The organism is Streptomyces sp. SM1 (genome assembly GCF_002910825.1).
Classification (GTDB): Bacteria; Actinomycetota; Actinomycetes; order Streptomycetales; family Streptomycetaceae; genus Streptomyces; species Streptomyces okerensis.
On the sequence record NZ_NEUB01000672.1, the window covers coordinates 1 to 25,986 of the forward strand.

The window sequence follows — 25,986 nt, forward strand, 5'->3', positions numbered from 1 at the left end:
CGCCGCCGGCACCCGGCTGACCGGGCTTGCCCTGCGGCTTCTTGCCGCCCTGGGCGACGTCGACGGGCAGCATGACCAGCGCGGTCGTACCACCGGAGTCGGACGGGCGGAGCTGGATGCGGATGCCGTGACGCTGGGACAGCCGGCCGACCACGAACAGACCCATGCGGCGGGAGACGGAGACGTCCACGGTGGGCGGCGAGGCGAGCCGCTCGTTGATCGCCGCCAGGTCCTCCGGCGACAGACCGATACCGGTGTCGTGGATCTCGATCAGCACCCGGCCGTCGGGCAGCGCGTGACCGGTGACCTTGACCTTGGTCTGCGGGGAGGAGAACGAGGTCGCGTTCTCCAGCAGCTCGGCGAGGAGGTGCACGAGGTCGTTGACGACCCGGCCGGCCACTTCGGTGGTCGGCACGGAGGCCAGTTCGATGCGCTCGTACTGCTCCACCTCGGAGGCCGCGGCGCGGAGCACGTCGACCAGCGGGACCGGGCGGGTCCACCGGCGGCCGGGCTCCTCACCCGCGAGGACGAGGAGGTTCTCACCGTTACGGCGCATACGCGTGGCGAGGTGGTCGAGCTTGAACAGCGAGGACAGCTGGTCCGGGTCGGCCTCGCGGGACTCCAGCTCGGAGATCAGCGACAGCTGGCGCTGGATCAGGCCCTGGGAGCGGCGCGAGAGGTTGGTGAACATCGCGTTGACGTTCCCTCGCAGCAGGGCCTGCTCGGCGGCGAGGCGGACCGCCTCGCGGTGCACGTCGTCGAAGGCCGCGGCCACGCGGCCGATCTCGTCCCGGGAGTGCACACCGACGGATTCCACGGACGTGTCGACGTCCTGCGGGTCCGTCTCGGAGAGCTGCTTGACCAGGTCGGGCAGACGCTCCTGGGCGACCCTGGTCGCGGTCTCCTCCAGCCGGCGCAGCGAGCGGATCATGGAGCGGGCCACGACGAAGGCGCCGACCAGCGACACACCGAGCACGAGCAGGATCAGCGCACCGGAGATGATCGCGTCGCGCTCGGTGGCGCTGCGCAGCTCACGGGCCTTCTGTTCCATCTCCTCGAGCAGCGAGAGCTCGATGTTCTTCATCTGCTGGATCTTGGTGGAGCTGTCGTCCAGCCAGTCCCGGTAGGAGCGGGCGCCGACCGAGGCGAGACCGAACTCCGAGGCCAGCGCACGGCCGGCGTACTCGTCGGTGGCCTTGATCGTGGTGTTGCCCTCTTCGATCGGCAGCATCAGGTCGGAGGCCGCGGCCTCGCCGTAGATGCTCTTGAAGCTGCGGATCTCGGACTTCTGGCTCGCCAGGGCGGACTCGGCGTAGAGCCGGTCGTTCTCGGAGAGCTCGCCCTTGGTGGTGTTGCTCGCGGGCAGCGCCGCGGCGAGGACCGCGCGCTGGATCGACGCGTACTCCTTGGCGGAGGAGAAGGAGGCCAGGGCGCGCGTGCGCTGGATCATGTCGGGGTTGCTGGTCGCCTCCGCCATGTCCTGCGAGAGGTCGATCAGGTTCTCGATCAGACGGTGGTAGCCCTCGACGGTCTGGGTGGAGTTCTTCTCCGTCTGGAAGGCCGTGCTGCGGATCTTCTCCAGCTCGCCCAGGTCGCCGGCGAGCTGCACCAGGTTGTCGCGGACGCCCTTGAGGTCGCCGTCCTTGCTCGCGGCGTCGATCGCCTCGGAGCTGTCGAGGAAGTTGCTCCGCGCGCGGTCGGTCTTCTCGCGGTGGCCCTTGACCGAGAAGTCGGTGCCCTTGCCGCCGTGCGCCAGCGGGCCGGCCGACTGGTCGCGCTCCTCCTGGAGCGCGTGGGCCAGTTCGGTCGCCTGCTGGGTCATGTCCGTCAGCAGCTTCATGTTGTCGAGCTGCTGGATGTCGTCCATGGACTGCTGGATACGCAGGGCGCCCAGCGAGGTGGCCGCGACCACCGGCAGGGCGAGCAGCGACACCAGACGCGTCGAGATGCGCCAGTTGCGCAGTGCTATGCGCGGCCCGGGGCCGGTCGGGCCCTTGGGGGCGGCCGGTGCCGGGGCCGGCTGGGTCGGCGGCGCGGAGCCGCCGGGGTGTTCGCCGTTGCTCCCGGGCGTGGTCGGGCCCTGGTTCTGGGCGTGCTGGGGCGAGGAGCTGACGGCCTTGGGGCCAGTCCCGCCCTGCGGCTCCGGCCCTGCCGAAGCGCTGCCATCCCTCTTGAAACGTCCCTGCACTAGCGTCGCAACCTCTGAACCAGGCACCTCTCCGCGTGAACGGCGAGGCACGGTGTCGGCGTCATAGGGGCGCCCTGAATACGCCCCCGTGTGTCGTGAGTGACCGGCGCCGGTTCCCCCTTCTCGCCCGCCACTCGGCGCGTCTGTGCGCCGCCTGTGCGCCGGCTCGATCCCTGCGGCGGTCCGTGGAATTCCAGCACAGTGCAGGACCTCCAACAAGGCCCGTGGCCTTACAGGTGAGATACGTGACACGGCGTGAGTGGCGGATCACCGGGGGTGGAAAGTGATCTCGTGCATAACGGGCGGATAAGGGCGATTCACCCGGGGGGTCAGGGTGTCCCAGTCGGCGTGATCAGGAGCGGAATGGTGGCTTCAGGGGGCGAATGTCCGATTCCGCCGATCGGGGAAGGGTGCCGGAATGGCCGTTTTATCCCTCACTCAGTGAGCAAACTCACACCTAGATCATGTGCACCGGGCCCGGTCGGCCGGGAATGGGATGTTTAGCCTGACGCTTTACAGGGACGGCAGAACCGACAACCCCGCGCCCACACCGTCACAAACCCCTCCGGGCGCCCGTGAACAGGACAGGGTCAAGTAAACAGTGATGACGACGACGATGTTCCACAAGATCGCCAACCCGCGGCGTACGACGCTGGCCCACCTCGACGGCGCCGACGATCTGCAGACGCCCCTCCAGCAGGAGCACACCGTCGAACTCCCGGCCCAGACTGCCAATCCCAAGCGCACCGTCCTCATGGAGATCCCGGTCGCGGCAGGTGCCGCGGTCTGACACCGATCCATACGCGCGGCGGCCGCGAAACGCTCACGGCCGCCGCCGCGACGACGAGGGGCGCCCGCCGTGGCGCCCTTTGCCGTTGCGCGAGGCCGGGGGCCCCGCGCGTTAGCCTGGAGCGTCAGACTCCAGCCGATCGGTCAAGGGGACAAGCATCCCGTGCGCATCGCCAGATTCTCCATCGACGGGAACGTCGCCTTCGGCGCGGTCGAGGGTGAGAAGCAGGACGAACTCGTCCTGGACATCATCAAGGGCATCCCGTTCGCGGACTTCGAGCTCTCCGGCACCAAGGTCCCGCTGAGCAAGGTCAGGCTGCTGCCCCCGGTGCTCCCCAACAAGGTGGTCGCCTTCGGCCGCAACTACGCGGACCACGCGAAGGAGATGGGCAACGACGTACCCGACGTCCCCTTCGCCTTCTTCAAGCCCGCCACCTCGGTGATCGGCCCCGGGGACGCGATCCAGTACCCCTCCTTCTCCCAGGAGGTCCACCACGAGGCCGAGTTGGCCGTCGTGATCGGACGGATGTGCCGCGAGGTACCGCGTGAACGCGTCAAGGACGTGATCTTCGGCTACACCTGCGCCAACGACGTCACCGCCCGGGACGTCCAGAAGCGCGAGAAGCAGTGGGCCCGCGCCAAGGGCTTCGACACCTCCTGCCCGCTCGGGCCCTGGGTGGAGACGGACCTCGACCTCGCCACGGCGAACGACCTGACGGTCCAGCTCACCGTCAACGGCGCCCAGCGTCAGCTCGGCCGCACCAGCGAGATGATCCACAGCATCGAGGACCTGATCGTCAACATCTCCGAGGCCATGACACTGCTCCCCGGCGACGTCGTCCTCACGGGCACCCCGGCGGGGGTCGGCCCCCTCAACGTCGGCGACGAGGTCGCCGTCACCATCGAAGGCATCGGCACTCTCACCAACAAGGTTGTCAAGCGTGGCTAGCGCACCCGGCTCCCCCGTACGCGTCCGTTTCTGTCCGTCGCCCACCGGTAACCCCCATGTGGGCCTGGTCCGCACCGCCCTGTTCAACTGGGCGTTCGCCAGGCACCACGGCGGCACCCTGGTCTTCCGCATCGAGGACACCGACGCGGCCCGCGACTCCGAGGAGTCCTACGAGCAGCTCCTCGACTCCATGCGGTGGCTGGGCTTCGACTGGGACGAGGGCCCCGAGACCGGCGGCCCGCACGCGCCGTACCGCCAGTCGCAGCGCATGGACCTCTACAAGGACGTCGCGCAGAAGCTCCTCGACGCCGGCCACGCCTACCGCTGCTACTGCTCCCAGGAGGAGCTGGACACCCGCCGCGAGGCCGCCCGCGCCGCCGGAAAGCCCTCCGGCTACGACGGCCACTGCCGCGAGCTCACCGACGCGCAGGTCGAGGACTACCGGGCCCAGGGCCGCGAGCCGATCGTCCGCTTCCGGATGCCCGACGAGACGATCACCTTCACCGACCTGGTCCGCGGCGAGCTGACCTTCACCCCGGAGAACGTCCCGGACTACGGCATCGTGCGTGCCAACGGCGCCCCGCTGTACACGCTGGTCAACCCGGTCGACGACGCCCTGATGGAGATCACCCACGTCCTGCGCGGCGAGGACCTGCTCTCCTCCACCCCGCGCCAGGTCGCCCTCTACAAGGCGCTGACCGAGCTGGGCATCGCGAAGCGGACCCCGGCCTTCGGCCACCTGCCGTACGTCATGGGGGAGGGCAACAAGAAGCTCTCCAAGCGCGACCCGCAGTCGTCCCTGAACCTCTACCGCGAGCGCGGCTTCCTCCCCGAGGGCCTGCTCAACTACCTCTCCCTGCTCGGCTGGTCGCTCTCCGCCGACCAGGACGTCTTCACGATCGACGAGATGGTCGCCGCCTTCGACGTCTCCGACGTGCAGCCGAACCCGGCCCGCTTCGACCTGAAGAAGTGCGAGGCGATCAACGCCGACCACATCCGCCTTCTCGATGTGAAGGACTTCACCGAGCGCTGCGCCCCCTGGCTCAAGGCCCCCGTCGCCCCCTGGGCCCCGGAGGCCTTCGACGAGGCCAAGTGGCACGCCGTCGCCCCGCACGCGCAGACCCGCCTGAAGGTCCTGTCGGAGATCACGGACAACGTCGACTTCCTCTTCCTCCCGGAGCCGGTCTTCGACGAGGCGAGCTGGAACAAGGCGATGAAGGAGGGCAGCGACGCCCTCCTCCGTACCGCCCGGGAGAAGCTGGAGGCCGCCGACTGGACGTCCCCGGACTCCCTGAAGGAGGCCGTCCTGGCGGCCGGCGAGGCCCACGGCCTCAAGCTCGGCAAGGCGCAGGCCCCGGTCCGCGTCGCCGTCACCGGCCGCACCGTCGGCCTGCCGCTCTTCGAGTCCCTGGAGGTCCTGGGCAAGGAGAAGACACTGGCCCGGATCGACGCGGCCCTGGCGAAGCTCGCCGCTTAGCCTTTTATACGGGCCTGACAGGGTGCGGCGCCCGGAATCATCCGGGCGCCGCCCCTGTCCGTCCCCGGGTACGGTCGGTCGCATGACCCCTGCTTGCTACGGAAGGTGGCCAACGTGAGGGCGGGGGTGTTGGCGGGCCATCATTCGGGATTCGCAAACAGGGTCGGTGACCAGTGGCAGGGCTTCGGCTGACGGCTCGGAGTCGTTCGCGTGGTTCACCGACGCCCACCGTGAGTACGTACATGTCACGACAGCTCTGGTTCGAGGTGGCGCACCATCGTCACGCACCTGGGTACATCGATCTGACCGGCCAGGTCGAGGGAGCGAGTGGTATGCGAGCAATCCGGTGATGCGCGAGTTGGACGAGACGGCTGCCGGCGGCCCGATCGGGGCCCGCCTGGGTGCCTGGCGCCTTCGCCGCGGACTGACCCACGAGGATCTGGCCTCCGGCGCCGGGCTGCCGCTCGATTACGTTGTCGGGCTGGAGACGGGTGGGGAGTGGGTGGACCGCCGCGGCCGTTTGGCGGCCCTGGCCACCGCCTTGCGGTTGGATGCCGCGGACCTGACCGGACAGCCCTACCCGCCGCGCGGGGAGGAGCACGCGGCGGTACGGGCGGTCGCCTTCCACCTGCGACGCCGCATCGCTCGCCCGCACCCGGACATGGCCACTGGTCTGATGATGGATGAGCTGGAGGAGCGGACCGGGGCCGCCGCACAGGCCGATGCGGCGGGGGATGAGGCCGGCCTCGCGCATGCGCTGCCGAAGCTGATCGACGGCGCGGACCGCGCCGTCGCCGCTGCCTCGGCGCCTGGGCGGGCGGAAGCGGTTCGGGTTCAGGTGCATGCGCTGGGCGCCGGGCTGCTGCGGCGCCTGGGCTACAAGGACCTGGCCTGGATACTGTTGCGCCGGGCTCGCCCCGGCACCCATGAACTGCTGCCGGTGCTGGTCGAGGAGGTGCGGCTGCTGATCGACCTAGGCCTGCCGGAGTACGCGCTGGCCCGCGTCGAACGGGCCGAGGAGGCCGGATCCGGGTGGGAACTGTCGGTGCTGGCCGCAGTCGCCCAGGCCATGGCCGGACGCCGCCGACATGCCGATCAGCTCCTCGCCACGGCTGCCGGGCGGGCCACCGACGCAAGGGAGTCGGCCATGGTGGTCGCTACCCGTGCTGTCGTCGCTGCCGAGCACGGTGGCGTCGAGGAGGCCGCCGGCCATGCCCGCGCGGCGGATCTGTCCGCACTCGACGGAGCTCAGCGGTCCCGCCTGCTGACGGTCGCCGCCGCGGCCGAAGCCCGCCAGGACCGCGCCGATCAGGCCGCTGCCCTCCTCGTCGAGGCCGACGCTGCGGCGCCGCAGCGGCTGCGGTTGGACCCCTTCGCCCGGGAACTAATCGCCGCCCTCGCCGTCCGTACCACCGACACCGTCCAGGCCACAGCGGTGCGGAATCTGGCCGAGCAGGCCGGGGTGCGGTGACGCCCGTCTTGCCGTACATACCTCCGTGGAGTCTCCGTAGGCGACTGAGCGCGTTGCTGCGTGGATGAACGCTCCCTCCGGCGGCGCGTCGTCGGCTCGGGGTCCTTGGGTTCACGACGATGGACACCCCTACGTGATGAGTCCCTTACTTTCGGTCACGATTCGAGATGGTTGTCGGCGGCAAGCGGACGTTGTCCGCCTGCCCCTGGTCCCGCCTGATCCCCACCGAGAACTCCGAGAGAGAAGGAAGCCCCCGCGTGTTCATCGACATTCCGAGTGAACTCGAAGCCGCTCTGATCGACTGTTCTCCCCCGCCCTGGGAACGGGACGGCTCGTTCCTGGCGCAGTCCACCATGAAGCGCTACCGGACCGAGCTGACGGCCATCCCGCGATTCGAGGAAACCGCCACGATCCTGCGTCACGCGCTGAACGGGGAGGGCGGCGGATACGCCGTGCTGCGTCTGGGAAACCTCGCCAAGGCCCTGGGGACCGACGATGGCCGGTTCCTGCGGCTGGTGACCGCCTTCGCCGCCGAGGTGGCGGTTCCCTTCTCGCCCTTCCCGCGGTGGCCCCTGTGGAAGGACATCGGGGTCAAGGTCGACAAGGACCCCGGCAAGTCCAGTGGCATCGGGTACAACGCCTTCCACATGGACCTGGTGAACGCGCAGCGGGCCATCGAACTCGGGCTGCGGGACCGGGTTCATTTTGTTCCGTTCCTGCCCCGTGCCGAACTGTGGCGCCGCCTGCCGAGCTTCGACGCCTTCGTCTTCACCACCAAGGGTCTGGAGGCTTTCGGACTCGTCCTCATCGAGGCCCAAGCCCACGGACTTCCGGTTTTCTACTCCAATCTTCCCGGTGTGAGGGAAATTCTCGGGAGCGCCGGCGTTCCCTGCACTCCCGGCGACCCGCGCTCGCTGGCCGTGGCCCTGGACGATAGGGGCCGGGACGTTCATCGGCGCGAGGCCCTGACCAAGGCGGCTCTCCATAACGCGCGCCGCTACGACATCACTGCCACCGGCCGCCGGCTTCGCGAACTGACGCTCCGAGTTACCTCCTGACCGTCGATCTTCAGGGCGTCAACGGCAGGCTCTCACCTGTCCCGGCGCCAGGCAGTACGTTCCTGCGTTCCGTCGTCCTCGGCTGGCCCGGGACGAGACCCGAGGCGGTGGCGGGGGCCTTGAGCGGGCCGAACATCAGGCTCGACGGCTGCTGTGTCCGCCGGTCGGACACGACGATCCCACCTCGCCACTTCCCCACGGGGTCCTGGTAGCGGAACTGCAGTTTCTTCAGCCGCCGCCCGAACTGCTCCCGCAGTGGCTGGTAGGCGTCGTCGCAGTGCACGTTCCACGTCACGTCGCTCAGGTAGGCGTGGCAGGCAATGGGGAACAGCAGGGAGGAGACGATGAGATCGGCGAGCTGGAGGAGCGTGTGGGTGTCGCTGTGGCCGAAGACCGGCGACTCGATGACTCCGCGGAGGCTGTCACCGCCCGTGCGGTACTTGCGGGTGGTCACACAGTGCACGTTGGGAGCGTTCTTCACCTTCGTGCGGCTGTCGAGGACCATCATGCCGCGCGAGTGCTCGTGGGCGAGCTGTGCCTGGAAGGTCTCGTTCAGCGCGGCGACGGAGGCGCCGGGTAGACGCCGGACTCGTCGAAGGCCAGCCCCTCCTCCTTGACCCACACACGGGCGAGGAGGCGGGTGTCGTGGCTCTCCAGTATGTCGAGCAGCGAGGACACCAGCTCCATGGCCGCACGCCGCCAGTTGTGGTTGCCGGCGCGGAGGTTCTTGCGGACGTCCGCGCCCTTGATCTCGTGCTGGATCACCTCGGAGGGCTGCTCCGCGTTTCGTAACTGCGGCCGGTAATGCTTCTTGACGTCGAGGAAGGCCCAGGTGAGGGTCTTGACCTGAGCACGGGGCACGGTGAACCCGCCGACGACGAGGACGGGAGGCGCGTCGGGCCGCACGGGATCGAGCGTCTGCCCGTTGCCCGCCTCGTCGATGTAGCAGAGATGCACCGAACCTCCCCTGAACACGTCTGTGGCCGCCCCCGAAGGGACGGCCACAGGGTCTGCGCAGCCATATGCGCGATGTTTTGCTTGCTGAGTCCGATCCTGCCGAGGGCGGCTACGGTCGGTCAAGTCGGCGGCACGCTAGGTGGTGCGGGTTTCGGTCAACCTTGACGGGCGAGGCCGAGAAACGCGGTCCAGGCGGCCGGGGTGACGGCGAAGGTGCCCTGTCCAGTGTCCTTGGAGTCGCGGACGTGTATGGCGGAGGGAGTGGGGGCGGTCTCGATGCAGTCGCCGCCAGAGCCTCCGCTGTAGCTGCTCTTGATCCAGTGGAGCTGTAGAGCCTTGGACTGCACGGTGTTCATAGGTCTCCTTGCAGCGAGGTTTCGAGGAAGCGCTGAGACTCCCGAGGGGACAGCGCCTGTGCCCGGATGATTCCATACCGAGCGGCGATGCCCCGGACGGTTTCCCGATGGCTGAGGACGCGACCGCTTCCCTGACTCTCCAGGTAAGCCACTTGTTCCCCTCCCTCCGGCACCATCAAGGTGAAGGGGCCGTCCACGCAGGCGTGGTCGGTCTTTCGGGTCGGCATCACCTGGATCTCCACGTTGGGGTTCTGCCCAGCCAGGTGTAGATGCTCCAGCTGTCCTCGGAGGACGTCCACCCCGCCGATGGGCCGTTGAAGGACTGCTTCCTCCAGCACGAAACTGAGTACAGGCGCCGGTTTGCGGTCGAAGAGCTTGTGCCGTTCAAGCCGCGCCGAGACCATTTGCTCGATCTCGGCTTCGCTCCGCCGTGGGCGCCAGACGGTGAACATGGTCCTGGCGTAGTCCTCGGTCTGGAGCATGCCGGGCACGATCAGCGGGGCGTACTGGTGGAACTCGGCCGCCGTCTCCTCGATCCGGGCCGCGTCCCGGAAGAACGCCGGATACCGGGTCAGCGCCACGGGCCGCTTCATGACGAGCAGCATGCCCTCGGCTTCCAGTAGCTGATCGAGCTTGTCGATGGTGTCGGGCCGCGGGATGCGCCGTCCCTGCTCGATGGCCGCGACCTGTGCCTCGCTGTACCCGAGAAGTTGCCCCAAGTCGGCTTGGGTGTGTCCGGCGCGCTGCCGAAGAATCTTGATCTGCCGACCGAACGACCTCAGCAGTTCGTCGGCTGGGTCCTGCCCCCGCTGTGCATCGGCTTGCTCCGGAATCTGCGTCATTGCCCTCTTCCTCTCGCACCTGGCTCACCTCCGACCCCGACAGAGCACCCACAGCAGCAGCACGGACGCGCTGTGTAAGGGAGTCGTCACTGGTGACGGTACGTACGCCGGACCAGGCTCGTGCCCATGACCACAGAAACACACTCTTCCGATGACATCTCCGGACTTACGCAGCCGACGCGGGACTTCTGCATGTCGTTCACGTCGACACCGCGCGGAGCTCGACTGGCCCGCAGGCTCGCCTCCCACCGCCTCGACGCCTGGGGCTACCCGTATGAGTCCGACACCAACACCACGGTGACCCTGATCGTTGCCGAGCTCACCTCCAACGCGGTGACGCACGGCCGCGTGCCCGGCCGGGACTTCAGGCTCCGCCTGTCGCTGGATCCGGCCGCAGGACTCGTACGCGTGGAGGTCACCGACACATGGGACGACCGCATGCCGTCGGTGCCGCCCCTTGCGCCGCCCGAGCCGGACGTGGAGTCGGGCCGTGGGCTGTGCCTGGTGTCGACGCTGGCGAGCCGCTGGGCGGTGGTGCCGCGTGAAGCTTCCCCTTGATGCTGGACACCTGGAGACTGGGACGTGAGGTTCCAGAGGAAGTAGTGCCAGGTGGGAAGCAAGAGCAACCGCAGCAGGCGGTACACGGAGGAGTTCAAGCGGGACGCGGTCGCCCTCGTCCGCTCCTCCGGCAGGACCGTCACCGAGGTGGCCCGGGAACTCGGGGTCAGCGCCGAAGGGCTGCGGAACTGGGTCCGGCAGGACCAGGCCGACCGCGGTCAGGGGGCGCCGGGCGAGCTGACGACGGCCGAGCGGGAGGAACTGCGCCGACTGCGTCGGCAGAACCGTGAGTAGGCCGAGACGATCGAGGTGCTGCGAAAGGCGGCGGTCTTCTTCGCGAAGGAGAGCGATCGATGACCGCGGTGTACGCGTTCATCGAGGCGGAGAAGACCACCCACACCATCGCTCTGCTGTGCCGGCTGCTGAAGGTGGCCCGGTCCTCGTTCTACGCCTGGCGGTCCGGCGAACAGGCCCGCCGGGCGAGGCAGGCCGCTGACGACGCCCTGGCCCACGAGATCACCGTGCTGCACATCGCCTCCCGGCACACCTACGGTGTCCCCCGGATCCACGCCGACCTGCGCCGGCTCGGCCGCCGGGTCAACCGCAAGCGGGTGGAGCGGGTCATGCGCGAGCGCGGTATCACCGGAGTCACCCGGCGCAGGCGCCGGAGTCTGACCCGTCCGGCGAAGCGGGCCGTGCCGGCGGTCGACCTGCTCGGCCGCGACTTCACCGCACCCGAGCCCGGCACGCGGCTGGCCGGCGACATCACGTTCATCGCCACCGACGAGGGCTGGCTCTACCTGGCCACCTGGCTGGACCTGGCCACCCGCGAGATCGTCGGCTACTCGATGGCCGACCACCACCGGGCGAGCCTGGTCGTCGACGCGCTGGCGATGGCCGCCGGCCGCGGCCGGCTCCAGCCCGGCTGCATCGCACACTCCGACCGCGGCTCGGAGTACACATCCGAAGAACTACGGGGAGAAATAAGCAGGTTGGGACTGCGGCAGAGCATGGGAAGGACAGGGTCCTGTTTCGACAACGCCGCCGCCGAGTCCTTCTTCGCGGTCCTGAAGGAGGAGATCGGGACCCGCCGCTGGCCCGACCGGGCCACCGCCCGCGCCGAGACTTTCGCCTTCATCGAGACCTTCTACAACCGCAGGCGGCTGCGGAAACACCCGCACTGGGGCTACCTGACCCCGCTGGAGATCAGGCAGCGACACGAGCAAGGACACGCCCTCGCGGCGTAAGTATGGAGTGTCCAGCATCACGGGGAAAGTTCACTGTGCGGACTGGACCGGCAGGCCGCACAGAAGGCGTTCGAGGTCTTCTGCACGGGCAAGCAGCTCAGCGCTCGCCAGCTCGACTTCCTGACGCTGATCATCGACACGGTCGTCAGGCGCGGAATCCTGAGTCTCGGGGACCTCTACGAGGACGCGTTCTCCGACCTCGCCCCCGGTGGTCCGGACGATCTGTTCACGGGTGACGAACTCGAACGCATCAAGGTCATCTTCAAGGAACTGGAGCGGAGGGCCCAGCCCACGACCCTTGCTGCCTAAGCTGGATGTCATGCCGATCAAAGCCGTGGTCTGGGACGTCGACGACACGCTCTTCGACTACACCACCGCCGACCGTGAGGGCATGCGGGCGCACCTGGCCGCCGAGGGGCTGCTCGCCGGGTATCCCACCGTCGAGGGGGCGCTGAGGCGGTGGCGGGAGATCACCGAGCAGCAGTGGGCGCGGTTCGCCGCCGGAGAGGTGGACTTCGAGACGCAGCGGCGCGACCGCACCCGGGTCTTCCTCGGACGTGAGATGACCGACACCGAGGCGGAGGACTGGTTCCGGCGGTACGTCACGCACTACGAGTCCGCGTGGAGCCTCTTCCCGGACGTGCTGCCCGTGCTCGACGCCCTCGCCCCCACCCACCGCCACGCGGTGCTCTCCAACTCCAGCCTCCACGTCCAGGACCGCAAGCTGCGCCTCCTCGGCGTGCACGACCGGTTCGAGGCCATCCTGTGCGCCGCCGAACTGGGCGTCTCCAAACCCGAGGCCGGCGCGTTCCTCGCCGCCTGCGACGCCCTGGCGCTCTTGCCGGACCAGGTCGCGTACGTCGGGGACCACCCGGAGATCGACGGCCGGGGCGCCGCCGACGCCGGTCTGCTGTCGGTCTGGATCGACCGCGGGGGCGCGTACGCCACGGTCGAGCCGCCGGTGGGGCCGCGCCGTATCGCCTCGCTCGCCGAACTTCCGTCGTTGCTGCGCGCCGATACTCGTTTTGGAGCCCCGTCGACCTTCGGGTAATGTTCTTCCTGCGCCGCGGGGAGCGGGCCGGAAGGCCGGAGCCCCGAAGCGTACAGCTAGAACAAGAAGCCTTCAGAGGCTTGCGTTCCAGTGGCCTATGGTGTAATTGGCAGCACGACTGATTCTGGTTCAGTTAGTCTTGGTTCGAGTCCAGGTAGGCCAGCTCGCAGAGCTCATCTGCAAACCGCGGATCATATCCGCAGGCCCCCGTTGTGTAGCGGCCTAGCACGCCGCCCTCTCAAGGCGGTAGCGCCGGTTCGAATCCGGTCGGGGGTACAGATCCTTCCCGCGAGGAGAGATCGGGTCGCACCCTCTCTTCTTGACGCAGGATCGCTAGGGCCCCCGTTGTGTAGCGGCCTAGCACGCCGCCCTCTCAAGGCGGTAGCGCCGGTTCGAATCCGGTCGGGGGTACTGACTGGTCTAAACCATCATTGGTCTATGGTGTAATTGGCAGCACGGCTGATTCTGGTTCAGTTAGTCTTGGTTCGAGTCCAGGTAGACCAGCAGGATCTGCGGAAACGCAGGATCGCTAGGGCCCCCGTTGTGTAGCGGCCTAGCACGCCGCCCTCTCAAGGCGGTAGCGCCGGTTCGAATCCGGTCGGGGGTACGTAGGAAGGAAGGCCCTCCACTTCGGTGGAGGGCCTTTCCCGTTCCGGGAGTTGTACCGGGCGGGGGAGCGGGCCCGCCGCGGCGTTGAGGCGGGCCCGGTCTCCCAGCAGTGTGCGGACGGTGGTCAGGAGCGGCGCAGCGCCTCGGAGAGGCGGCCGGCGGCGTCGATGATGGCCTGGGCGTGCATCCGGCCCGGGTGGCGGCTCAGCCGCTCGATGGGGCCGGAGACCGAGACGGCGGCCACCACGCGGTTCGAGGGACCGCGCACCGGTGCCGAGACGGACGCCACGCCGGGCTCACGCTCGCCGATCGACTGGGCCCAGCCCCTGCGCCGTACACCGGAGAGGGCGGTCGCCGTGAAACGGGCGCCCTGCAGCCCGCGGTGCAGCCGCTCGGGCTCCTCCCAGGCCATCAGGATCTGCGCCGAGGAACCGGCCTTCATCGTGAGCGTGGAACCCACCGGGACTGTGTCCCTGAGCCCCGACAGCCGCTCCGCCGCGGCGACGCAGATGCGCATGTCGCCCTGGCGGCGGTAGAGCTGGGCGCTCTCGCCGGTCACGTCCCGGAGATGGGTGAGCACCGGGCCCGCCGTGGCGAGCAGCCGGTCCTCGCCCGCCGCCGCGGCCAGTTCGGCCAGGCGCGGGCCGAGAATGAACCGGCCCTGCATGTCGCGCGCCACCATGCGGTGGTGTTCCAGCGCCACGGCCAGGCGGTGGGCCGTGGGTCGTGCCAGTCCGGTGGCCCCGACCAACCCCGCGAGGGTGGCCGGACCGGACTCCAGAGCGCTCAGGACGAGGGCCGCCTTGTCCAGAACGCCGACGCCGCTACTGTTGTCCATGAAACGATACTCGCGTCTCACTCTGTGAAACGCAAGTTCAATTTTCCGTGGAACACGCCACTCTTGAAGCACGGAAGCAACGAGGCCCGTGGACCACCGGGCCTGGCGGCGGACGCCCGGGACCTGGGGGGAGGGCGCCGTCTCCGCACATATCTAGTTGGGCCGGCGCACCACTCGCCGGCCGGAGGGAAAGCGATGGGTAGGACACTCGCGGAGAAGGTCTGGGACGACCACGTCGTCCGGCGCGCCGAGGGCGAGCCCGACCTCCTCTTCATCGATCTGCACCTGCTGCACGAGGTGACCAGCCCCCAGGCCTTCGACGGCCTCCGCAAGAACGGCCGCCCGGTGCGCCGTCTCGACCTCACCATCGCCACCGAGGACCACAACACCCCCACCCTCGACATCGACAAGCCGATCGCCGACCCGGTCTCCCGGGTCCAGCTGGAGACGCTGCGCAAGAACTGCGCGGACTTCGGTGTCCGGCTGCACCCGCTGGGCGACGTCGAGCAGGGTGTCGTCCACGTCGTCGGCCCGCAGCTGGGTCTGACCCAGCCCGGTATGACCGTCGTCTGCGGTGACTCGCACACCTCCACGCACGGCGCCTTCGGCGGACTGGCGTTCGGCATCGGCACCTCCCAGGTGGAGCACGTCCTGGCCACCCAGACGCTGCCGATGGCCCGCCCCAGGACCATGGCGATCACGGTCAACGGCGAACTGCCCGACGGCGTCACCGCCAAGGACCTGATCCTGGCGATCATCGCGAAGATCGGTACGGGCGGCGGCCAGGGCTATGTCCTGGAGTACCGCGGCGAGGCCGTCGAGAAGCTCTCGATGGAAGCCCGGATGACCATCTGCAACATGTCGATCGAGGCCGGCGCCCGCGCGGGCATGATCGCCCCCGACGAGACGACGTTCGCCTACCTCGAGGGCCGCCCGCACGCCCCCAAGGGCGAGGACTGGGACGCGGCCGTCGCCTACTGGAAGACGCTCAGGTCCGACGAGGACGCCGAGTTCGACGCCGAGGTGGTCATCGAGGCCGCCGAACTGTCGCCGTTCGTCACCTGGGGCACCAACCCGGGCCAGGGCGCCCCGCTCTCGGCGTCCGTCCCCGACCCGGCTTCGTACGAAGACCCCTCGGAGCGGTTCGCCGCCGAAAAGGCCCTGGAGTACATGGGGTTGGAGGCCGGCCAGGAGCTGCGCTCCATCAGCGTGGACACCGTCTTCGTAGGGTCCTGCACCAACGGCCGCATCGAGGACCTGCGTGCGGCCGCCGACATCATCGGCGGCCGCAAAGTCGCCGACGGCGTACGGATGCTGGTCGTCCCGGGCTCCGCGCGGGTGGGTCTGCAGGCCGTCTCCGAGGGGCTGGACGTGGTCTTCAAGGAGGCCGGCGCCGAATGGCGGCACGCGGGCTGCTCCATGTGCCTGGGCATGAACCCCGACCAGCTCGCCCCCGGTGAGCGCTCCGCCTCCACCTCCAACCGCAACTTCGAGGGCCGGCAGGGCAAGGGCGGCCGTACCCACCTGGTGTCCCCGCAGGTCGCCGCCGCCACCGCGGTCCTCGGCCACCTGGCCTCCCCGGCCGACCTCGCCGCAGCCGACGCCCGTACGCCCGCTGGAGTCTGATCAGCCATGGAAGCATTCACCACGCACACCGGCCGGGCCGTCCCGCTGCGCCGCAGCAACGTCGACACCGACCAGATCATCCCCGCCCACTGGCTCAAGAAGGTGACCCGGGACGGCTTCGAGGACGGGCTCTTCGAGGCCTGGCGCAAGGACCCGGAGTTCGTGCTCAACCGCCCCGAGCGCGAGGGCGCCACGGTGCTGGTCGCCGGCCCCGACTTCGGCACCGGCTCCTCCCGCGAGCACGCCGTCTGGGCTCTGCAGAACTACGGCTTCAAGGCCGTGATCTCCTCCCGCTTCGCCGACATCTTCCGCGGCAACTCGCTGAAGAACGGGCTGCTGACGGTGGTCCTCGACCAGCGGACCGTGGACGCGCTGTGGGAGCTCACGGAAGCGGACCCCATCGCCGAGATCACCGTCGACCTCGAGGCCCGCGAGGTACGCGCCGAGGGCGTCACCGCCCCCTTCGAGCTCGACGAGAACTCCCGCTGGCGGCTGCTCAACGGTCTTGACGACATCTCCATCACGCTGCGGAACGAGGCGGACATCGCCGCGTACGAGGCGAAGCGCCCGTCGTTCAAGCCGAGGACGCTCAACGTCTGACCCGCACCACGGCCGAAGTCCTCGCGTGAGGTCGACTTTCGGCCACCGGATCACCCCTCCCGTACCCCCGATCGGTCCGATCGGGGGTACGGCCGTGTCTGCACCCGTTCGGCCCCGCGCGTCGCCTTGAGCGCCCTCAACTTGCGACGTTATGAAGGTGGTTGCCGGGGTACACGTGTCACGTGCGCGTGATCCCGGAGTGTGGGCGGAGGGCCGTCCGAGGCGGCAGTTGCCCCCTGGGCAGGCGACAACTCGCCCCAGATGGCACAATCTGTGCATGGAACGCGACGGCCAACTCGAGCTCTATACGGCGGTCGCGGTTCAGCTCAAAGAAGCGCATGCAAAAGTGCGCGCACTGCAAGTCCCGGAGGGCGTACGGATGGCGCTGGCCCGGAAGCTGCTGGTCATTACGGCCGCGGCCAAACACGATCTCGCCGGTGCGGCAAGGCGTCTGGAGCGGTTCACCGCGGACCTCGACGCGGGTCGATTCCCCGAAGAGGAACGCTGAGCCGGTCGAGACAGCCGAGTTCGTTGCGGCACAAGGGTGATTAGCCCGTTTCGTGTTTGATTTGCGGTATATATCTGCCTAACGTGCGAAAAAGCTTGAACACATTCGTTCTGGCGATGTCTCCGAAGGGGAAGACGTGAACAAGGCGCAGCTCGTAGAAGCGATTGCCGACAAGGTGGGCGGCCGCCAGCAGGCCGCCGAGGCCGTCGACCACGTACTGGACGCCATCGTCCGCGCGGTCGTCTCGGGGGAGCGGGTCTCCGTCACCGGCTTCGGTTCGTTCGAGAAGGTCGACCGTCCGGCCCGTTACGCCCGCAACCCCCAGACCGGCGAGCGGGTTCGGGTCAAGAAGACCTCCGTTCCGCGCTTCCGCGCGGGCCAGGGTTTCAAGGACCTGGTGAGCGGCTCCAAGAAGCTGCCGCGCGGTGGCGAGGTCTCGGTCAAGAAGGCGCCCAAGGGCAGCCTGACCGGCGGTGCTTCGGCGACGGTGAAGAAGGCTGCCGCGAAGAAGACCACGGCCAAGAAGGCCGCCACCGCGAAGAAGGCCGCGGCGAAGAAGACGACGGCGAAGAAGGCCGCCACCAAGACGGCCGCGAAGAAGACCACGGCCAAGAAGGCGCCCGCCAAGACCGCGGCGACCGCGAAGACCACCGCCGCGAAGAAGACGACCGCCAAGAGCGCCCCGGCGAAGAAGGCGACGGCGAAGAAGGCCCCCGCCAAGAAGTCGACCGCGCGCAAGACCACGGCCAAGAAGACCACCGCCCGCAAGAAGTAGACGGTGGACCCTCCCGCCGAGCCGACGCCCCGGCCCCTTCGGGCAAGCGGTTCTCACGCGCCGGGCCGGACTCCCCCGGGGAGTCCGGCCCGCGGTGTGTCCGCGACCGGAAGGAGGAGCGGCCGGCCGGCGGTCAGAACGTCTGCAGCGTCACCAGCGTGATCCGCCGGGACTCGCCCTCGCCCGCGGTCTCGATCCGCACCCGCTGCCCGGGACGCAGGAGCCGCAGGCCCCCCGCGTCGAACGCCGGGGCGTCGAAGGGCACCGGGGTGCCGTCGTCCAGAAGCACCTGACCGCTGCGGCTGTCGGGGTCGTAGGTGTACGCGGTGGCCTGCATGGCGGCAGCCTACTGCTCCGTTATCAGCAGCCGCGCGGTGACCGCGGCCGTGCGGGGACCCACCCCCAGCGCGAGCGCCGCCCGCAGATCGTCCCCGGTGTCCACGTCCTGCCGTACGGAATCCACCGCGCCCGGGAACAGTTCCACCGCTCCGGAAGCCCGGTGCCGGGCCCGGGAACCGGGTCCGAAGAACGGGCGCAATTCCCGCCCCCGGCTCGCGGTCAGCAAAGTCGTGCCGCGCGCGGCGGCATCGGCGAGAAACGCACGCGGGAATGCGGCCGCCGAATCGAGGACACGGGCCAGTTCCGGTGGACGAAGGGCGGGCAGATCGGCGTTGAGGGCCGCGACGGATGCCGCGGTCCGGGAGGAGCCCACCGCCGCCGCGGCATGCGCGAGCGCCGCGTTCAGTCCGTCACGCGGCTGGTCGGGGACGATTCCGGCGCCCAGCGCCGCCAGCTCACGCGCGGCCAGGGCGTCGTTGGTGACGACCACCACATCCCGTACCGCCGGGCACTCCAGCGCGGCCGCCACCGTGTCCTGGGCGAAGGCGAGCGCGAGGCCCGGGCGCAGGCCGTCGTCCGCGGTGTCCGAGAGCCTGCTCTTGGCCTGGGCCAGCGGCTTCAGGGGTACCACCAAGATCCACTGCACGAGTGTTACGTCCCTCTCTTGTCACGGTCATTGTCACCCGGAGCACGGGGTGGCAACGGGGCCGGGGGATGGGTGCGAAGCTCCTTGCAAGGGCGGTGGTGGGAGACGGGCGGGCGTACGGTGTTCTCGACAGACCGGCGGCTCGGGGCGACACTTGTGCGGCCCGTCCGGGCCTGCGGGTCCGGGCCCCGGGCCACATCGGGAAGAGGAAGGTGTACTCGTGCCGCGCCGCAGAATCGGCTTCTGGTACCGCATCGCCGCGGTGATCTCCAAACCGCCGCTGGTGGTTCTGTTCAAGCGGGACTGGCGCGGAATGGAGAACATTCCGGCCGAGGGTGGATTTATCACCGCGGTGAACCACAATTCGCACATCGATCCCTTCGCCTACGGGCACTTTCAGTACAACACCGGACGCGTTCCGCGATTCCTGGCGAAGAGCGGGCTTTTCAACAAGGGATTCGTCGGCGTCATGATGCGCGGCACCGGCCAGATCCCCGTCTACCGCGAGAGCTCGGACGCGCTCAGCGCCTTCCGCGCCGCGATCGACGCCGTGGAGCGCGGCGAATGCGTCGCCTTCTACCCCGAGGGCACCCTCACCCGCGACCCGGACGGCTGGCCCATGACCGGCAAGACCGGTGCCGCGCGCGTCGCGCTGCAGACCAGGTGCCCCGTGATCCCGGTCGCCCAGTGGGGCGCCAACGAGTTGCTGCCGCCGTACTCCAGGAAGCCCAGTCTGCTGCCGCGCAAGACCAGCCGGGTGCTGGCCGGACCACCGGTGGACCTCGACCGCTTCTACGACCGGGAGATGACCCCGGAACTGCTCAAGGAGACGACCGAGGCCATCATGGCGGCCGTCACCCGCCAGCTCGAGCTGATCCGTGGCGAGAAGGCCCCCGAGACGCCCTACGACCCGCGCCGGGAGCGGATCGAGCAGCGCCGCAAGACACACACGCAGACGCGGCAGGACCGGACGCGGGGCGCCGCGCACTCCGCACGGGAAGAAGGGCTGGGCACGTGAGCAAGCCGGTCAGGGCGGCCGTATTCGGCACCGGATCGTGGGGGACGGCCTTCGGCATGGTCCTCGCGGACGCGGGCTGCGACGTCGTGCTGTGGGGACGGCGCCCCGAGATCGCCGAAGCGGTCAACTCCACCCGCACCAACCCCGACTACCTGCCGGGCGTCGAACTCCCGGAGAACCTGCGGGCCACCGCGGACGCCGCCGAGGCCGCGCGGGGCGCCGACTTCACCGTCCTCGCCGTCCCCTCGCAGACGCTGCGCGGCAACCTCGCCGAGTGGGCGCCGCTGCTCGCGCCCGGCACGGTCCTGGTGTCCCTGATGAAGGGCGTCGAACTCGGCTCCGCCATGCGGATGAGCGAGGTGATCGACGACGTCGCCAAGGTCGGCGCCGACCGCATCGCCGTGGTCACCGGCCCCAACCTGGCCCGGGAGATCGCCGCCCGTATGCCGGCCGCCTCCGTGGTCGCCTGCACCGACGAAGCGGTGGCCCGGCGGCTCCAGACCGCCTGCCACACCCCGTACTTCCGTCCGTACACCAACACCGACGTCATCGGCTGCGAGCTGGGCGGCGCGGTGAAGAACGTGATCGGGCTGGCCGTCGGCATCGCGGACGGCATGGGACTCGGCGACAACACCAAGGGCTCGCTCATCACCCGCGGCCTCGCCGAGACCACCCGGCTCGGCGTCGCGCTCGGCGCCGACCCGCTCACCTTCTCCGGACTCGCGGGCCTGGGCGACCTGGTGGCCACCTGCTCCTCGCCCCTCTCCCGCAACCACACCTTCGGCACCAACCTCGGCAGGGGACTGACGCTGCAGGAGACCATCGCGGTCACCAAGCAGACCGCCGAGGGCGTCAAGTCCTGCGAGTCGGTGCTGGATCTGGCCCGCCGGCACGGCGTCGACATGCCGCTCACCGAGACGGTCGTCGCCATCGTGCACGAGGGCAAGCCCCCGGTGGTCGCCGTGAAGGAGCTCATGTCGCGCAGCGCGAAGCCCGAACGACGCTGAGCGAGGACCTCTGCCGTTCGGCCCACGCACGGCGTTGCGGGCGCTGACTCCCGGCTCTGCCAGCGGGTACTCTCATCGCGATATGAGCACCGAGAACCTCCCCCAGAGCCCCGGCCAGCAGCCGCCCCGCAAGCCGCGTGTGGCCGTCGTGTTCGGCGGGCGCAGCTCCGAGCACGGGATCTCCGTGGTCACCGCCGGCGCCGTCCTCAACGCCATCGACCGGACCAAGTACGACGTCCTGCCGATCGGCATCACCCAGGACGGCCGCTGGGCGCTCACCGCCGACGAGCCGGAACGCATGGCGATCACCGACCGCCGCACCCCGAGCGTGGACGAGATCGCCGAGTCCACGGAAGGCGCCGTGGTGCTCCCCGTCGACCCGGCCGACCGTGAGGTCGTGCACAGTGAGCCGGGCTCGGTGCCCAAGGCCCTGGGCGAGGTCGACGTGGTTTTCCCGGTGCTGCACGGCCCCTACGGCGAGGACGGCACCCTCCAGGGCCTCCTGGAACTCTCCGGCGTCCCCTACGTCGGCTCGGGCGTGCTCGCCTCCGCCGTCGGCCAGGACAAGGAGTACATGAAGCGGGTGTTCACCTCCTTCGGGCTCAAGGTGGGCCCGTATCTGGTGATCCGGCCGCGCGAATGGGAGCGGGACGAGTCCGCGGCCCGCAAGAAGATCATCGGTTTCGCCGGGGAACACGGCTGGCCGCTCTTCGTGAAGCCCGCCCGCGCGGGTTCGTCGATCGGCATCACCAAGGTCGACGACCTCTCCGGCCTGGACGAGGCGATCGCCGAGGCCCAGCGGCACGACCCGAAGATCCTGGTGGAGGCGGCGCTGCGGGGCCGCGAGATCGAGTGCGGCGTGCTGGAGTTCGAGGACGGCCCGCGCGCCTCGGTGCCCGCCGAGATCCCGCCGCCCGACGCGCACGCGTACTACGACTTCGAGGCCAAGTACATCGACTCCACGCCCGGCCTCGTGCCCGCGCCGCTCACCGGGGAGGAGACGGCCGAGGTCCGCCGGCTCGCGGTCGAGGCCTTCGACGCCGCGTCCTGCGAGGGGCTGGTCCGCGCGGACTTCTTCCTCACCGAGGACGGCGAGTTCGTGATCAACGAGATCAACACCATGCCCGGCTTCACCCCCATCTCGATGTACCCGCAGATGTGGCAGGCCACCGGGGTGAGTTACCCGGAGCTGGTGGACCGGCTGGTGCAGGCGGCGCTGCGCCGGTCGACCGGACTGCGCTGAGCGGCGGACGCGCGCTCACGGTCCCCGCGCGTGATGGGCGCGTCTCAGGAGGCGATCCCCTCGGGGATCGCCTCCTTGACGGCCGGGGCGAGATCGATCAGTGTCCCCGTGCTGTCCCGTCCGTCGGTCACCCGGACCTCCACGTACGCCTCGCGGTTGGCGGTGGTGAAGCGGTACGTGTCGTCGTCCCGCTTCTCCATGAGCCAGTCCACGCCGTCGACTCCGCCCGGCACCGCGTCGGCGTCGCCCCCGTTGGCGACGTCGGGATCGGCCATCTTCGGGGGCCGTTCGACGCCGCACCGCAGTATGATCGCCACGCCGCCCCAGCCCGCGGTCAGTTCGGACGCGGGTTCGGGATCGTCGCGGCTCTCACCGTCCACCTTCGCCGGCAGGGCCTTGTCCAGGTCCTGACACAGCTTGGTGACCTTCGCGTCCGGGCTGGGAACCGCCGCGGACACGCCGTCGTCTGCTGAGGAGCAGCCCGCGGCGGTGACGAGCACCGCGAGCGCGGACAGGGCGGACAGTACGGTTCGCCGGTGACGGAAGTTGTTCACCGGCACAGGGTAGACGGGGGCTACAGATGGACGACCGGGCAGGTCAGGGTGCGGGTGATGCCGTCCACCTGCTGGACTTTGGCAACCACCATGCGGCCCAGCCCGTCGACGGTGTCGGCCTGGGCGCGCACGATCACGTCATAGGGTCCGGTCACGTCCTCGGCCTGGATGACTCCAGGAATCTTGCCGATCAGCTCGGCGACGGTCGACGCCTTGCCGACCTCGGTCTGGATCAGGATGTACGCCTGTACCACGGAACCTCCAGGGCGGCCACGAGGATCATGTGGGGAAAAGGAACGCCACGGTATCGCGTCGCCGGTCGTCGCGGGGAGACCTGCGGGGACCGGGCCTTGCGCGCCGGGGTACAGACACCGGAGAAGTTGACGGTCATATCGACCGTAGCGAGGACTCGGACGCCTCGCGACCGGGCACGGACAGGGACGGAAGGGGCGAAAGGGAAATGAAGGGCACTGTTGGTGAGCTCGGGGAGTTCGGGCTCATCAGGGAGCTCACCTCCCGTCTCACCACCACCCCGGCGGTCCGGGTCGGCCCCGGCGACGACGCCGCGGTGGTCTCCGCGCCCGACCGGAGGGTCGTGGCCAGCACCGACATTCTGCTGGAGGGCCGGCACTTCCGGCGCGACTGGTCCACGGCCTACGACGTCGGACGCAAGGCCGCCGCGCAGAACCTGGCCGACATCGCCGCCATGGGCGCCGTGCCGACCGCGCTGCTGCTCGGCCTCGTCGTCCCGGCGGAACTGCCGGTGACCTGGCCCAGTGAGCTGATGGACGGCCTGCGCGACGAGTGCCAGGTGGCCGGCGCCGCGGTCGTCGGCGGGGACGTCGTACGCGGAGACACGATCATGGTGTCGATCACCGCGCTCGGCGATCTGCGCAACCAGGAGCCCGTCACCCGCGGCGGCGCGCAGCCCGGTGACCTCGTCGCCGTGACCGGCTGGCTGGGCTGGTCCGCGGCCGGACACGCGGTGCTCTCACGCGGGTTCCGCTCGCCGCGCGCCTTCGTCGAGGCGCACCGGCGCCCCGAGCCGCCCTACCACGCCGGACCGGCCGCCGCCGGGCTCGGTGCGACCGCGATGTGCGACGTGAGCGACGGGCTGATCGCCGACCTGGGGCACATCGCCGAGGCCAGCAAGGTGCGCATCGACATCCGTTCGGGAGTCATGGACATCCCCTCGCAGATGAACGACATCGGCCAGGCCGTCGGCGTCGACCCGATGCAGTGGGTGCTGACCGGGGGAGAGGACCACGCGATCGTGGCCACCTTCCCGCCGGACGTGAAACTGCCCGCCCGCTGGAAGGTGATCGGCGAGGTGCTCAACCCCTCGGCGCTGCCCCAGGTGACGGTCGACGGGGCGCCCTGGACCAGTCAGGGCGGCTGGGACCACTTCGGGGACATCGAGTCGTGAGCGGCCGCACCGCCCCGCCCGGGGTCCTCACCGTGGCCGGCTCCGACTCGGGCGGCGGCGCCGGCGTCCAGGCCGACCTGAAGACGATGCTCGCGCTCGGCGTGCACGGCATGAGCGTGCTCACCGCGGTGACCGCGCAGAACTCCCTGGGCGTGCAGGGCGCCTGGGAACTGCCGGTGGAGGCGGTGCGGGCCCAGTACCGCAGCGTCGTCGACGACATCGGGGTGCGGGCGGTCAAGACCGGCATGCTGTCCTCCGCCGAACTCGTCGAGGCGGTGGCCGACTTGATCGCCGGTACGGACGCGCCGGCGGTGGTCGACCCGGTGGGGGTCTCCAAGCACGGGGACCCGCTGCTGGCGGCCTCCGCACTGGACTCCGTACGGACCAGGCTGCTGCCGGTGGCGACCGTGGCCACGCCCAACCTGGACGAGGTGGCGCAACTCACGGGCGTACGGGCCACGACCGAGGGCGACCTGCGCCGGGCGGCGCGGGCGGTGCTGGAGTTCGGCCCGCGCTGGGTGGTGATCAAGGGCGGCCATCTGTCCGGTGACGCGGTGGATCTGCTCACCGACGGAGGCGAGGAGCACTGGCTGCGCGCCCCCCGGCACGACAACCGCCACACCCACGGCACGGGCTGCACACTGGCGTCGGCGATCGCGTCGGAACTGGCGAAGGGCCGCACCGTGCCGGAGGCGGTGACGGCGGCCAAGGCGTACGTCACCGGAGCGATCGCCACCGGCTTTCCCCTGGGCGCCGGCATAGGCCCGGTGCACCACACCTGGAACCTGCGCCCCGCATCCCCCTGACCCGGTGCCCGCGCGTCCCGCTGCCCGCGCGGCTCCCGCTCCTGCGGCGTTCGGGCGCCACGCTCCCACGGCTCCCCTGCCGCCACCGCGGGCAGGGGCACCGCAAACACACCGCCGCACAGCAAAAAGCCGGCCCACCGAGGTGGACCGGCCGTTGCGGCGAAACCGGATATGGCCGCGCGCTCAGCGAATGCGTCAGCGCGAGACCTTGCCGGCCTTGATGCACGAGGTGCAGGCGTTCACGCGCTTCGGCGTCCCGCCGACCACGGTACGTACACGCTGGATGTTCGGGTTCCAGCGGCGGGACGTACGGCGGTGCGAGTGCGAGATGTTGTTGCCGAAGCCCGGCCCCTTGCCGCAGACGTCGCAGTTGGCAGCCACGGGTCACTCCAAAGACTTCAGATGCACTTACGGTTGATCCCGGCATGCCGGGATCAGAATCCAGGCTCCAGGAGCCCTGCGGAATCTGAGTGGCACTGCCAGGGGGAGAGGCCCGATCGGATCGGGCAACCGGAGCAGCATACAACGGCTGCACCCGTAGAACGAAACTACCATGGCAGCTCAGGGGCCCGCCTGCGGCCCTCTTCCGGTGGACAGGGCCCCAAGGTCTACGCTGCGTGCCACGGTCGGCAGCTCAGGGAGGCGCAGGTGGCGCAGGTGCCGCAGACATTCTTCGATGCTCTCGCGGTGCGTGCCTGGTGCGGTCTCGCGCTCGATGCGCTGGGGCGGGCCCGGGAGGAGATCGACGCGATCAATGTCTATCCCGTGGCGGACGGAGACACCGGCACCAATCTCTACCTGACCGTCGAATCGGCGGCCGCCGCGGTGGAGGCGGTGTTCGAGGGCCACGAGGCCGGCGGGGGCCCGGGCCCGCGGCCGGAAGCCGGGCCGACCCTGGCGGACGCGGTACACGCGATGGCGCACGGAGCGCTGATCGGCGCCCGCGGGAACTCCGGGACGATTCTGGCGCAGCTGCTGCGCGGGATGGCCCAGGTGCTGGCCGGTGATGCGCCGGAACGGTGGCATGGCGTCGAGCTGCGCCTGCAGC

30 protein-coding genes, 5 tRNA genes and 1 pseudogene are annotated in these 25,986 nt (G+C 69.7%); 25 read left to right on the forward strand and 11 right to left on the reverse strand.

Going from position 1 to position 25,986, the window contains the following annotated elements; translation table 11 throughout:
• On the reverse strand, nucleotides 1-2,188 hold a 2,188-nt coding region (locus tag B9S61_RS18140), incomplete at its 3' end, for a nitrate- and nitrite sensing domain-containing protein (protein WP_146064880.1).
• 604 nt (nucleotides 2,189-2,792) lie between these two features.
• On the opposite strand from B9S61_RS18140, the gene B9S61_RS18145 reads away from it, so the two are divergent.
• The 5 genes from B9S61_RS18145 to B9S61_RS18165 all read left to right on the forward strand — a co-directional run bounded on the left by B9S61_RS18145 (nucleotide 2,793) and on the right by B9S61_RS18165 (nucleotide 7,932).
• Entirely contained in the window at nucleotides 2,793-2,978 is a 186-nt protein-coding gene (locus B9S61_RS18145) for a hypothetical protein (protein ID WP_181007420.1), read from the forward strand.
• Between the two features lie 162 nt (nucleotides 2,979-3,140).
• Complete coding sequence (locus B9S61_RS18150) at nucleotides 3,141-3,926, forward strand: fumarylacetoacetate hydrolase family protein (RefSeq protein ID WP_103543207.1); 786 nt, start codon at nucleotides 3,141-3,143, stop codon at nucleotides 3,924-3,926.
• Nucleotides 3,919-5,403, forward strand: a complete 1,485-nt coding sequence (gene gltX, locus B9S61_RS18155; RefSeq protein WP_103543208.1) for a glutamate--tRNA ligase — start codon at nucleotides 3,919-3,921, stop codon at nucleotides 5,401-5,403. Before B9S61_RS18150 ends, gltX begins: the two co-directional genes overlap by 8 nt.
• Before the next feature lie 349 nt (nucleotides 5,404-5,752).
• Nucleotides 5,753-6,874 carry a helix-turn-helix domain-containing protein gene (locus B9S61_RS18160; RefSeq protein ID WP_103543230.1) on the forward strand — a complete coding sequence of 374 codons (1,122 nt, stop codon included), beginning with the start codon at nucleotides 5,753-5,755 and terminating at the stop codon, nucleotides 6,872-6,874.
• A 257-nt stretch (nucleotides 6,875-7,131) separates the two neighbouring features.
• Nucleotides 7,132-7,932 carry a glycosyltransferase family 4 protein gene (locus tag B9S61_RS18165; protein WP_258039720.1) on the forward strand — a complete coding sequence of 267 codons (801 nt, stop codon included), beginning with the start codon at nucleotides 7,132-7,134 and terminating at the stop codon, nucleotides 7,930-7,932.
• A gap of 10 nt (nucleotides 7,933-7,942) precedes the next feature.
• Here B9S61_RS18165 and B9S61_RS42410 read toward each other — a convergent pair whose 3' ends face one another.
• The 4 genes from B9S61_RS42410 to B9S61_RS18180 all read right to left on the reverse strand — a co-directional run bounded on the left by B9S61_RS42410 (nucleotide 7,943) and on the right by B9S61_RS18180 (nucleotide 10,087).
• Nucleotides 7,943-8,440, reverse strand: coding sequence for a DUF3800 domain-containing protein (locus B9S61_RS42410; RefSeq protein ID WP_308457776.1), 498 nt, complete (start codon nucleotides 8,438-8,440; stop codon nucleotides 7,943-7,945).
• A gap of 44 nt (nucleotides 8,441-8,484) precedes the next feature.
• On the reverse strand, nucleotides 8,485-8,889 hold the full coding sequence (locus B9S61_RS42415) for a DUF3800 domain-containing protein (RefSeq protein WP_258039721.1): 405 nt from the start codon (nucleotides 8,887-8,889) through the stop codon (nucleotides 8,485-8,487).
• Nucleotides 8,890-9,044: 155 nt separating this feature from the next.
• Entirely contained in the window at nucleotides 9,045-9,245 is a 201-nt protein-coding gene (locus tag B9S61_RS18175) for a DUF397 domain-containing protein (RefSeq protein WP_103543210.1), read from the reverse strand.
• Entirely contained in the window at nucleotides 9,242-10,087 is an 846-nt protein-coding gene (locus B9S61_RS18180; RefSeq protein WP_103543211.1) for a helix-turn-helix transcriptional regulator, read from the reverse strand. Before B9S61_RS18180 ends, B9S61_RS18175 begins: the two co-directional genes overlap by 4 nt.
• Nucleotides 10,088-10,279: 192 nt before the next feature.
• Here B9S61_RS18180 and B9S61_RS18185 point away from each other — a divergent pair, with 192 nt between their 5' ends.
• The 10 genes and pseudogenes from B9S61_RS18185 to B9S61_RS18230 all read left to right on the forward strand — a co-directional run bounded on the left by B9S61_RS18185 (nucleotide 10,280) and on the right by B9S61_RS18230 (nucleotide 13,550).
• Complete coding sequence (locus tag B9S61_RS18185) at nucleotides 10,280-10,645, forward strand: ATP-binding protein (protein WP_181007419.1); 366 nt, start codon at nucleotides 10,280-10,282, stop codon at nucleotides 10,643-10,645.
• Nucleotides 10,646-10,696: 51 nt separating this feature from the next.
• Nucleotides 10,697-10,939: a transposase gene (locus B9S61_RS18190; protein ID WP_103543213.1), complete on the forward strand. Its 243-nt coding sequence runs from the start codon at nucleotides 10,697-10,699 to the stop codon at nucleotides 10,937-10,939.
• Nucleotides 10,940-10,980: 41 nt separating this feature from the next.
• Nucleotides 10,981-11,892 (forward strand): annotated as a pseudogene (locus tag B9S61_RS18195) (IS3 family transposase); the annotation flags it as partial.
• Between the two features lie 42 nt (nucleotides 11,893-11,934).
• Nucleotides 11,935-12,201 carry a type I restriction-modification enzyme R subunit C-terminal domain-containing protein gene (locus B9S61_RS18200; RefSeq protein ID WP_258039727.1) on the forward strand — a complete coding sequence of 89 codons (267 nt, stop codon included), beginning with the start codon at nucleotides 11,935-11,937 and terminating at the stop codon, nucleotides 12,199-12,201.
• A gap of 10 nt (nucleotides 12,202-12,211) precedes the next feature.
• Nucleotides 12,212-12,943 (forward strand): HAD family hydrolase, encoded by a 732-nt coding sequence (locus B9S61_RS18205; protein WP_103543215.1) that lies wholly within the window; start codon nucleotides 12,212-12,214, stop codon nucleotides 12,941-12,943.
• A 91-nt stretch (nucleotides 12,944-13,034) separates the two neighbouring features.
• Nucleotides 13,035-13,106: transfer RNA gene (locus B9S61_RS18210), tRNA-Gln, on the forward strand.
• 40 nt (nucleotides 13,107-13,146) lie between these two features.
• A tRNA-Glu gene (locus B9S61_RS18215) sits at nucleotides 13,147-13,219 on the forward strand.
• Nucleotides 13,220-13,281: 62 nt separating this feature from the next.
• Nucleotides 13,282-13,354, forward strand: a tRNA-Glu gene (locus B9S61_RS18220).
• A 21-nt stretch (nucleotides 13,355-13,375) separates the two neighbouring features.
• A tRNA-Gln gene (locus tag B9S61_RS18225) sits at nucleotides 13,376-13,447 on the forward strand.
• A gap of 30 nt (nucleotides 13,448-13,477) precedes the next feature.
• A tRNA-Glu gene (locus tag B9S61_RS18230) sits at nucleotides 13,478-13,550 on the forward strand.
• A gap of 126 nt (nucleotides 13,551-13,676) precedes the next feature.
• Here the strand turns inward: B9S61_RS18230 and ndgR are convergent.
• Nucleotides 13,677-14,390, reverse strand: a complete 714-nt coding sequence (gene ndgR, locus B9S61_RS18235) for an IclR family transcriptional regulator NdgR (RefSeq protein ID WP_103543216.1) — start codon at nucleotides 14,388-14,390, stop codon at nucleotides 13,677-13,679.
• Between the two features lie 195 nt (nucleotides 14,391-14,585).
• Between ndgR and leuC the strand changes: the two genes are divergently transcribed.
• The 4 genes from leuC (at nucleotide 14,586) to B9S61_RS18255 (ending at nucleotide 17,899) form a co-directional block, all read left to right on the forward strand.
• The gene (leuC, locus tag B9S61_RS18240; protein ID WP_103543217.1) at nucleotides 14,586-16,016 is read left to right on the forward strand and encodes a 3-isopropylmalate dehydratase large subunit; all 1,431 of its coding nucleotides are present in this window, start codon (nucleotides 14,586-14,588) and stop codon (nucleotides 16,014-16,016) included.
• A gap of 6 nt (nucleotides 16,017-16,022) precedes the next feature.
• The gene (leuD, locus tag B9S61_RS18245) at nucleotides 16,023-16,616 is read left to right on the forward strand and encodes a 3-isopropylmalate dehydratase small subunit (protein WP_103543218.1); all 594 of its coding nucleotides are present in this window, start codon (nucleotides 16,023-16,025) and stop codon (nucleotides 16,614-16,616) included.
• A 277-nt stretch (nucleotides 16,617-16,893) separates the two neighbouring features.
• On the forward strand, nucleotides 16,894-17,124 hold the full coding sequence (locus tag B9S61_RS18250; protein WP_103543219.1) for a hypothetical protein: 231 nt from the start codon (nucleotides 16,894-16,896) through the stop codon (nucleotides 17,122-17,124).
• Nucleotides 17,125-17,260: 136 nt separating this feature from the next.
• Entirely contained in the window at nucleotides 17,261-17,899 is a 639-nt protein-coding gene (locus B9S61_RS18255; RefSeq protein WP_103543220.1) for an HU family DNA-binding protein, read from the forward strand.
• Nucleotides 17,900-18,032: 133 nt separating this feature from the next.
• Here the strand turns inward: B9S61_RS18255 and B9S61_RS18260 are convergent, their stop codons facing one another.
• Both B9S61_RS18260 and cofC read right to left on the reverse strand, forming a co-directional pair.
• Nucleotides 18,033-18,236, reverse strand: coding sequence for a hypothetical protein (locus tag B9S61_RS18260; protein WP_103543221.1), 204 nt, complete (start codon nucleotides 18,234-18,236; stop codon nucleotides 18,033-18,035).
• A 9-nt stretch (nucleotides 18,237-18,245) separates the two neighbouring features.
• Complete coding sequence (cofC, locus tag B9S61_RS18265; RefSeq protein ID WP_103543222.1) at nucleotides 18,246-18,884, reverse strand: 2-phospho-L-lactate guanylyltransferase; 639 nt, start codon at nucleotides 18,882-18,884, stop codon at nucleotides 18,246-18,248.
• Nucleotides 18,885-19,104: 220 nt separating this feature from the next.
• On the opposite strand from cofC, the gene B9S61_RS18270 reads away from it, so the two are divergent.
• The 3 genes from B9S61_RS18270 (at nucleotide 19,105) to B9S61_RS18280 (ending at nucleotide 22,152) form a co-directional block, all read left to right on the forward strand.
• A complete protein-coding gene (locus B9S61_RS18270; RefSeq protein WP_103543223.1) occupies nucleotides 19,105-19,902 on the forward strand; it encodes a 1-acyl-sn-glycerol-3-phosphate acyltransferase in 798 nt (265 codons plus the stop codon).
• On the forward strand, nucleotides 19,899-20,909 hold the full coding sequence (locus tag B9S61_RS18275) for an NAD(P)H-dependent glycerol-3-phosphate dehydrogenase (protein ID WP_103543224.1): 1,011 nt from the start codon (nucleotides 19,899-19,901) through the stop codon (nucleotides 20,907-20,909). Before B9S61_RS18270 ends, B9S61_RS18275 begins: the two co-directional genes overlap by 4 nt.
• A gap of 82 nt (nucleotides 20,910-20,991) precedes the next feature.
• Nucleotides 20,992-22,152, forward strand: a complete 1,161-nt coding sequence (locus B9S61_RS18280; RefSeq protein WP_103543225.1) for a D-alanine--D-alanine ligase family protein — start codon at nucleotides 20,992-20,994, stop codon at nucleotides 22,150-22,152.
• Nucleotides 22,153-22,196: 44 nt separating this feature from the next.
• Here the strand turns inward: B9S61_RS18280 and B9S61_RS18285 are convergent, their stop codons facing one another.
• Together B9S61_RS18285 and B9S61_RS18290 are read right to left on the reverse strand one after the other, a co-directional pair.
• A complete protein-coding gene (locus B9S61_RS18285; RefSeq protein WP_103543231.1) occupies nucleotides 22,197-22,706 on the reverse strand; it encodes a DUF3515 domain-containing protein in 510 nt (169 codons plus the stop codon).
• A 20-nt stretch (nucleotides 22,707-22,726) separates the two neighbouring features.
• Nucleotides 22,727-22,960, reverse strand: a complete 234-nt coding sequence (locus B9S61_RS18290; RefSeq protein WP_103543226.1) for an Lrp/AsnC family transcriptional regulator — start codon at nucleotides 22,958-22,960, stop codon at nucleotides 22,727-22,729.
• 206 nt (nucleotides 22,961-23,166) lie between these two features.
• Between B9S61_RS18290 and B9S61_RS18295 the strand changes: the two genes are divergently transcribed.
• Entirely contained in the window at nucleotides 23,167-24,132 is a 966-nt protein-coding gene (locus tag B9S61_RS18295) for a thiamine-phosphate kinase (RefSeq protein WP_103543227.1), read from the forward strand.
• Nucleotides 24,129-24,938 carry a bifunctional hydroxymethylpyrimidine kinase/phosphomethylpyrimidine kinase gene (gene thiD / locus B9S61_RS18300; protein WP_103543228.1) on the forward strand — a complete coding sequence of 270 codons (810 nt, stop codon included), beginning with the start codon at nucleotides 24,129-24,131 and terminating at the stop codon, nucleotides 24,936-24,938. The genes B9S61_RS18295 and thiD overlap by 4 nt, the downstream gene beginning before the upstream one ends.
• Nucleotides 24,939-25,133: 195 nt before the next feature.
• Here the strand turns inward: thiD and rpmB are convergent, their stop codons facing one another.
• On the reverse strand, nucleotides 25,134-25,319 hold the full coding sequence (gene rpmB, locus B9S61_RS18305) for a 50S ribosomal protein L28 (protein ID WP_003993230.1): 186 nt from the start codon (nucleotides 25,317-25,319) through the stop codon (nucleotides 25,134-25,136).
• A 267-nt stretch (nucleotides 25,320-25,586) separates the two neighbouring features.
• Here rpmB and B9S61_RS18310 point away from each other — a divergent pair.
• A partial coding sequence (locus tag B9S61_RS18310) for a DAK2 domain-containing protein (RefSeq protein WP_146064881.1) occupies nucleotides 25,587-25,986 on the forward strand: 400 nt, incomplete at its 3' end.

Excerpts from the sequence above, each read along its gene's own strand:
- B9S61_RS18145 (WP_181007420.1), top strand. The coding sequence starts at position 2,793 with ATGACGACGACGATGTTCCACAAGATCGCCAACCCGCGGCGTACGACG.
- B9S61_RS18160 (WP_103543230.1), top strand. The coding sequence starts at position 5,753 with ATGCGCGAGTTGGACGAGACGGCTGCCGGCGGCCCGATCGGGGCCCGC.
- B9S61_RS42410 (WP_308457776.1), bottom strand. The coding sequence starts at position 8,440 with ATGATGGTCCTCGACAGCCGCACGAAGGTGAAGAACGCTCCCAACGTG.
- B9S61_RS18175 (WP_103543210.1), bottom strand. The coding sequence starts at position 9,245 with ATGAACACCGTGCAGTCCAAGGCTCTACAGCTCCACTGGATCAAGAGC.
- B9S61_RS18180 (WP_103543211.1), bottom strand. The coding sequence starts at position 10,087 with ATGACGCAGATTCCGGAGCAAGCCGATGCACAGCGGGGGCAGGACCCA.
- B9S61_RS18185 (WP_181007419.1), top strand. The coding sequence starts at position 10,280 with ATGTCGTTCACGTCGACACCGCGCGGAGCTCGACTGGCCCGCAGGCTC.
- B9S61_RS18205 (WP_103543215.1), top strand. The coding sequence starts at position 12,212 with ATGCCGATCAAAGCCGTGGTCTGGGACGTCGACGACACGCTCTTCGAC.
- ndgR (WP_103543216.1), bottom strand. The coding sequence starts at position 14,390 with ATGGACAACAGTAGCGGCGTCGGCGTTCTGGACAAGGCGGCCCTCGTC.
- leuC (WP_103543217.1), top strand. The coding sequence starts at position 14,586 with ATGGGTAGGACACTCGCGGAGAAGGTCTGGGACGACCACGTCGTCCGG.
- leuD (WP_103543218.1), top strand. The coding sequence starts at position 16,023 with ATGGAAGCATTCACCACGCACACCGGCCGGGCCGTCCCGCTGCGCCGC.
- B9S61_RS18250 (WP_103543219.1), top strand. The coding sequence starts at position 16,894 with ATGGAACGCGACGGCCAACTCGAGCTCTATACGGCGGTCGCGGTTCAG.
- B9S61_RS18260 (WP_103543221.1), bottom strand. The coding sequence starts at position 18,236 with ATGCAGGCCACCGCGTACACCTACGACCCCGACAGCCGCAGCGGTCAG.
- B9S61_RS18280 (WP_103543225.1), top strand. The coding sequence starts at position 20,992 with ATGAGCACCGAGAACCTCCCCCAGAGCCCCGGCCAGCAGCCGCCCCGC.
- B9S61_RS18295 (WP_103543227.1), top strand. The coding sequence starts at position 23,167 with ATGAAGGGCACTGTTGGTGAGCTCGGGGAGTTCGGGCTCATCAGGGAG.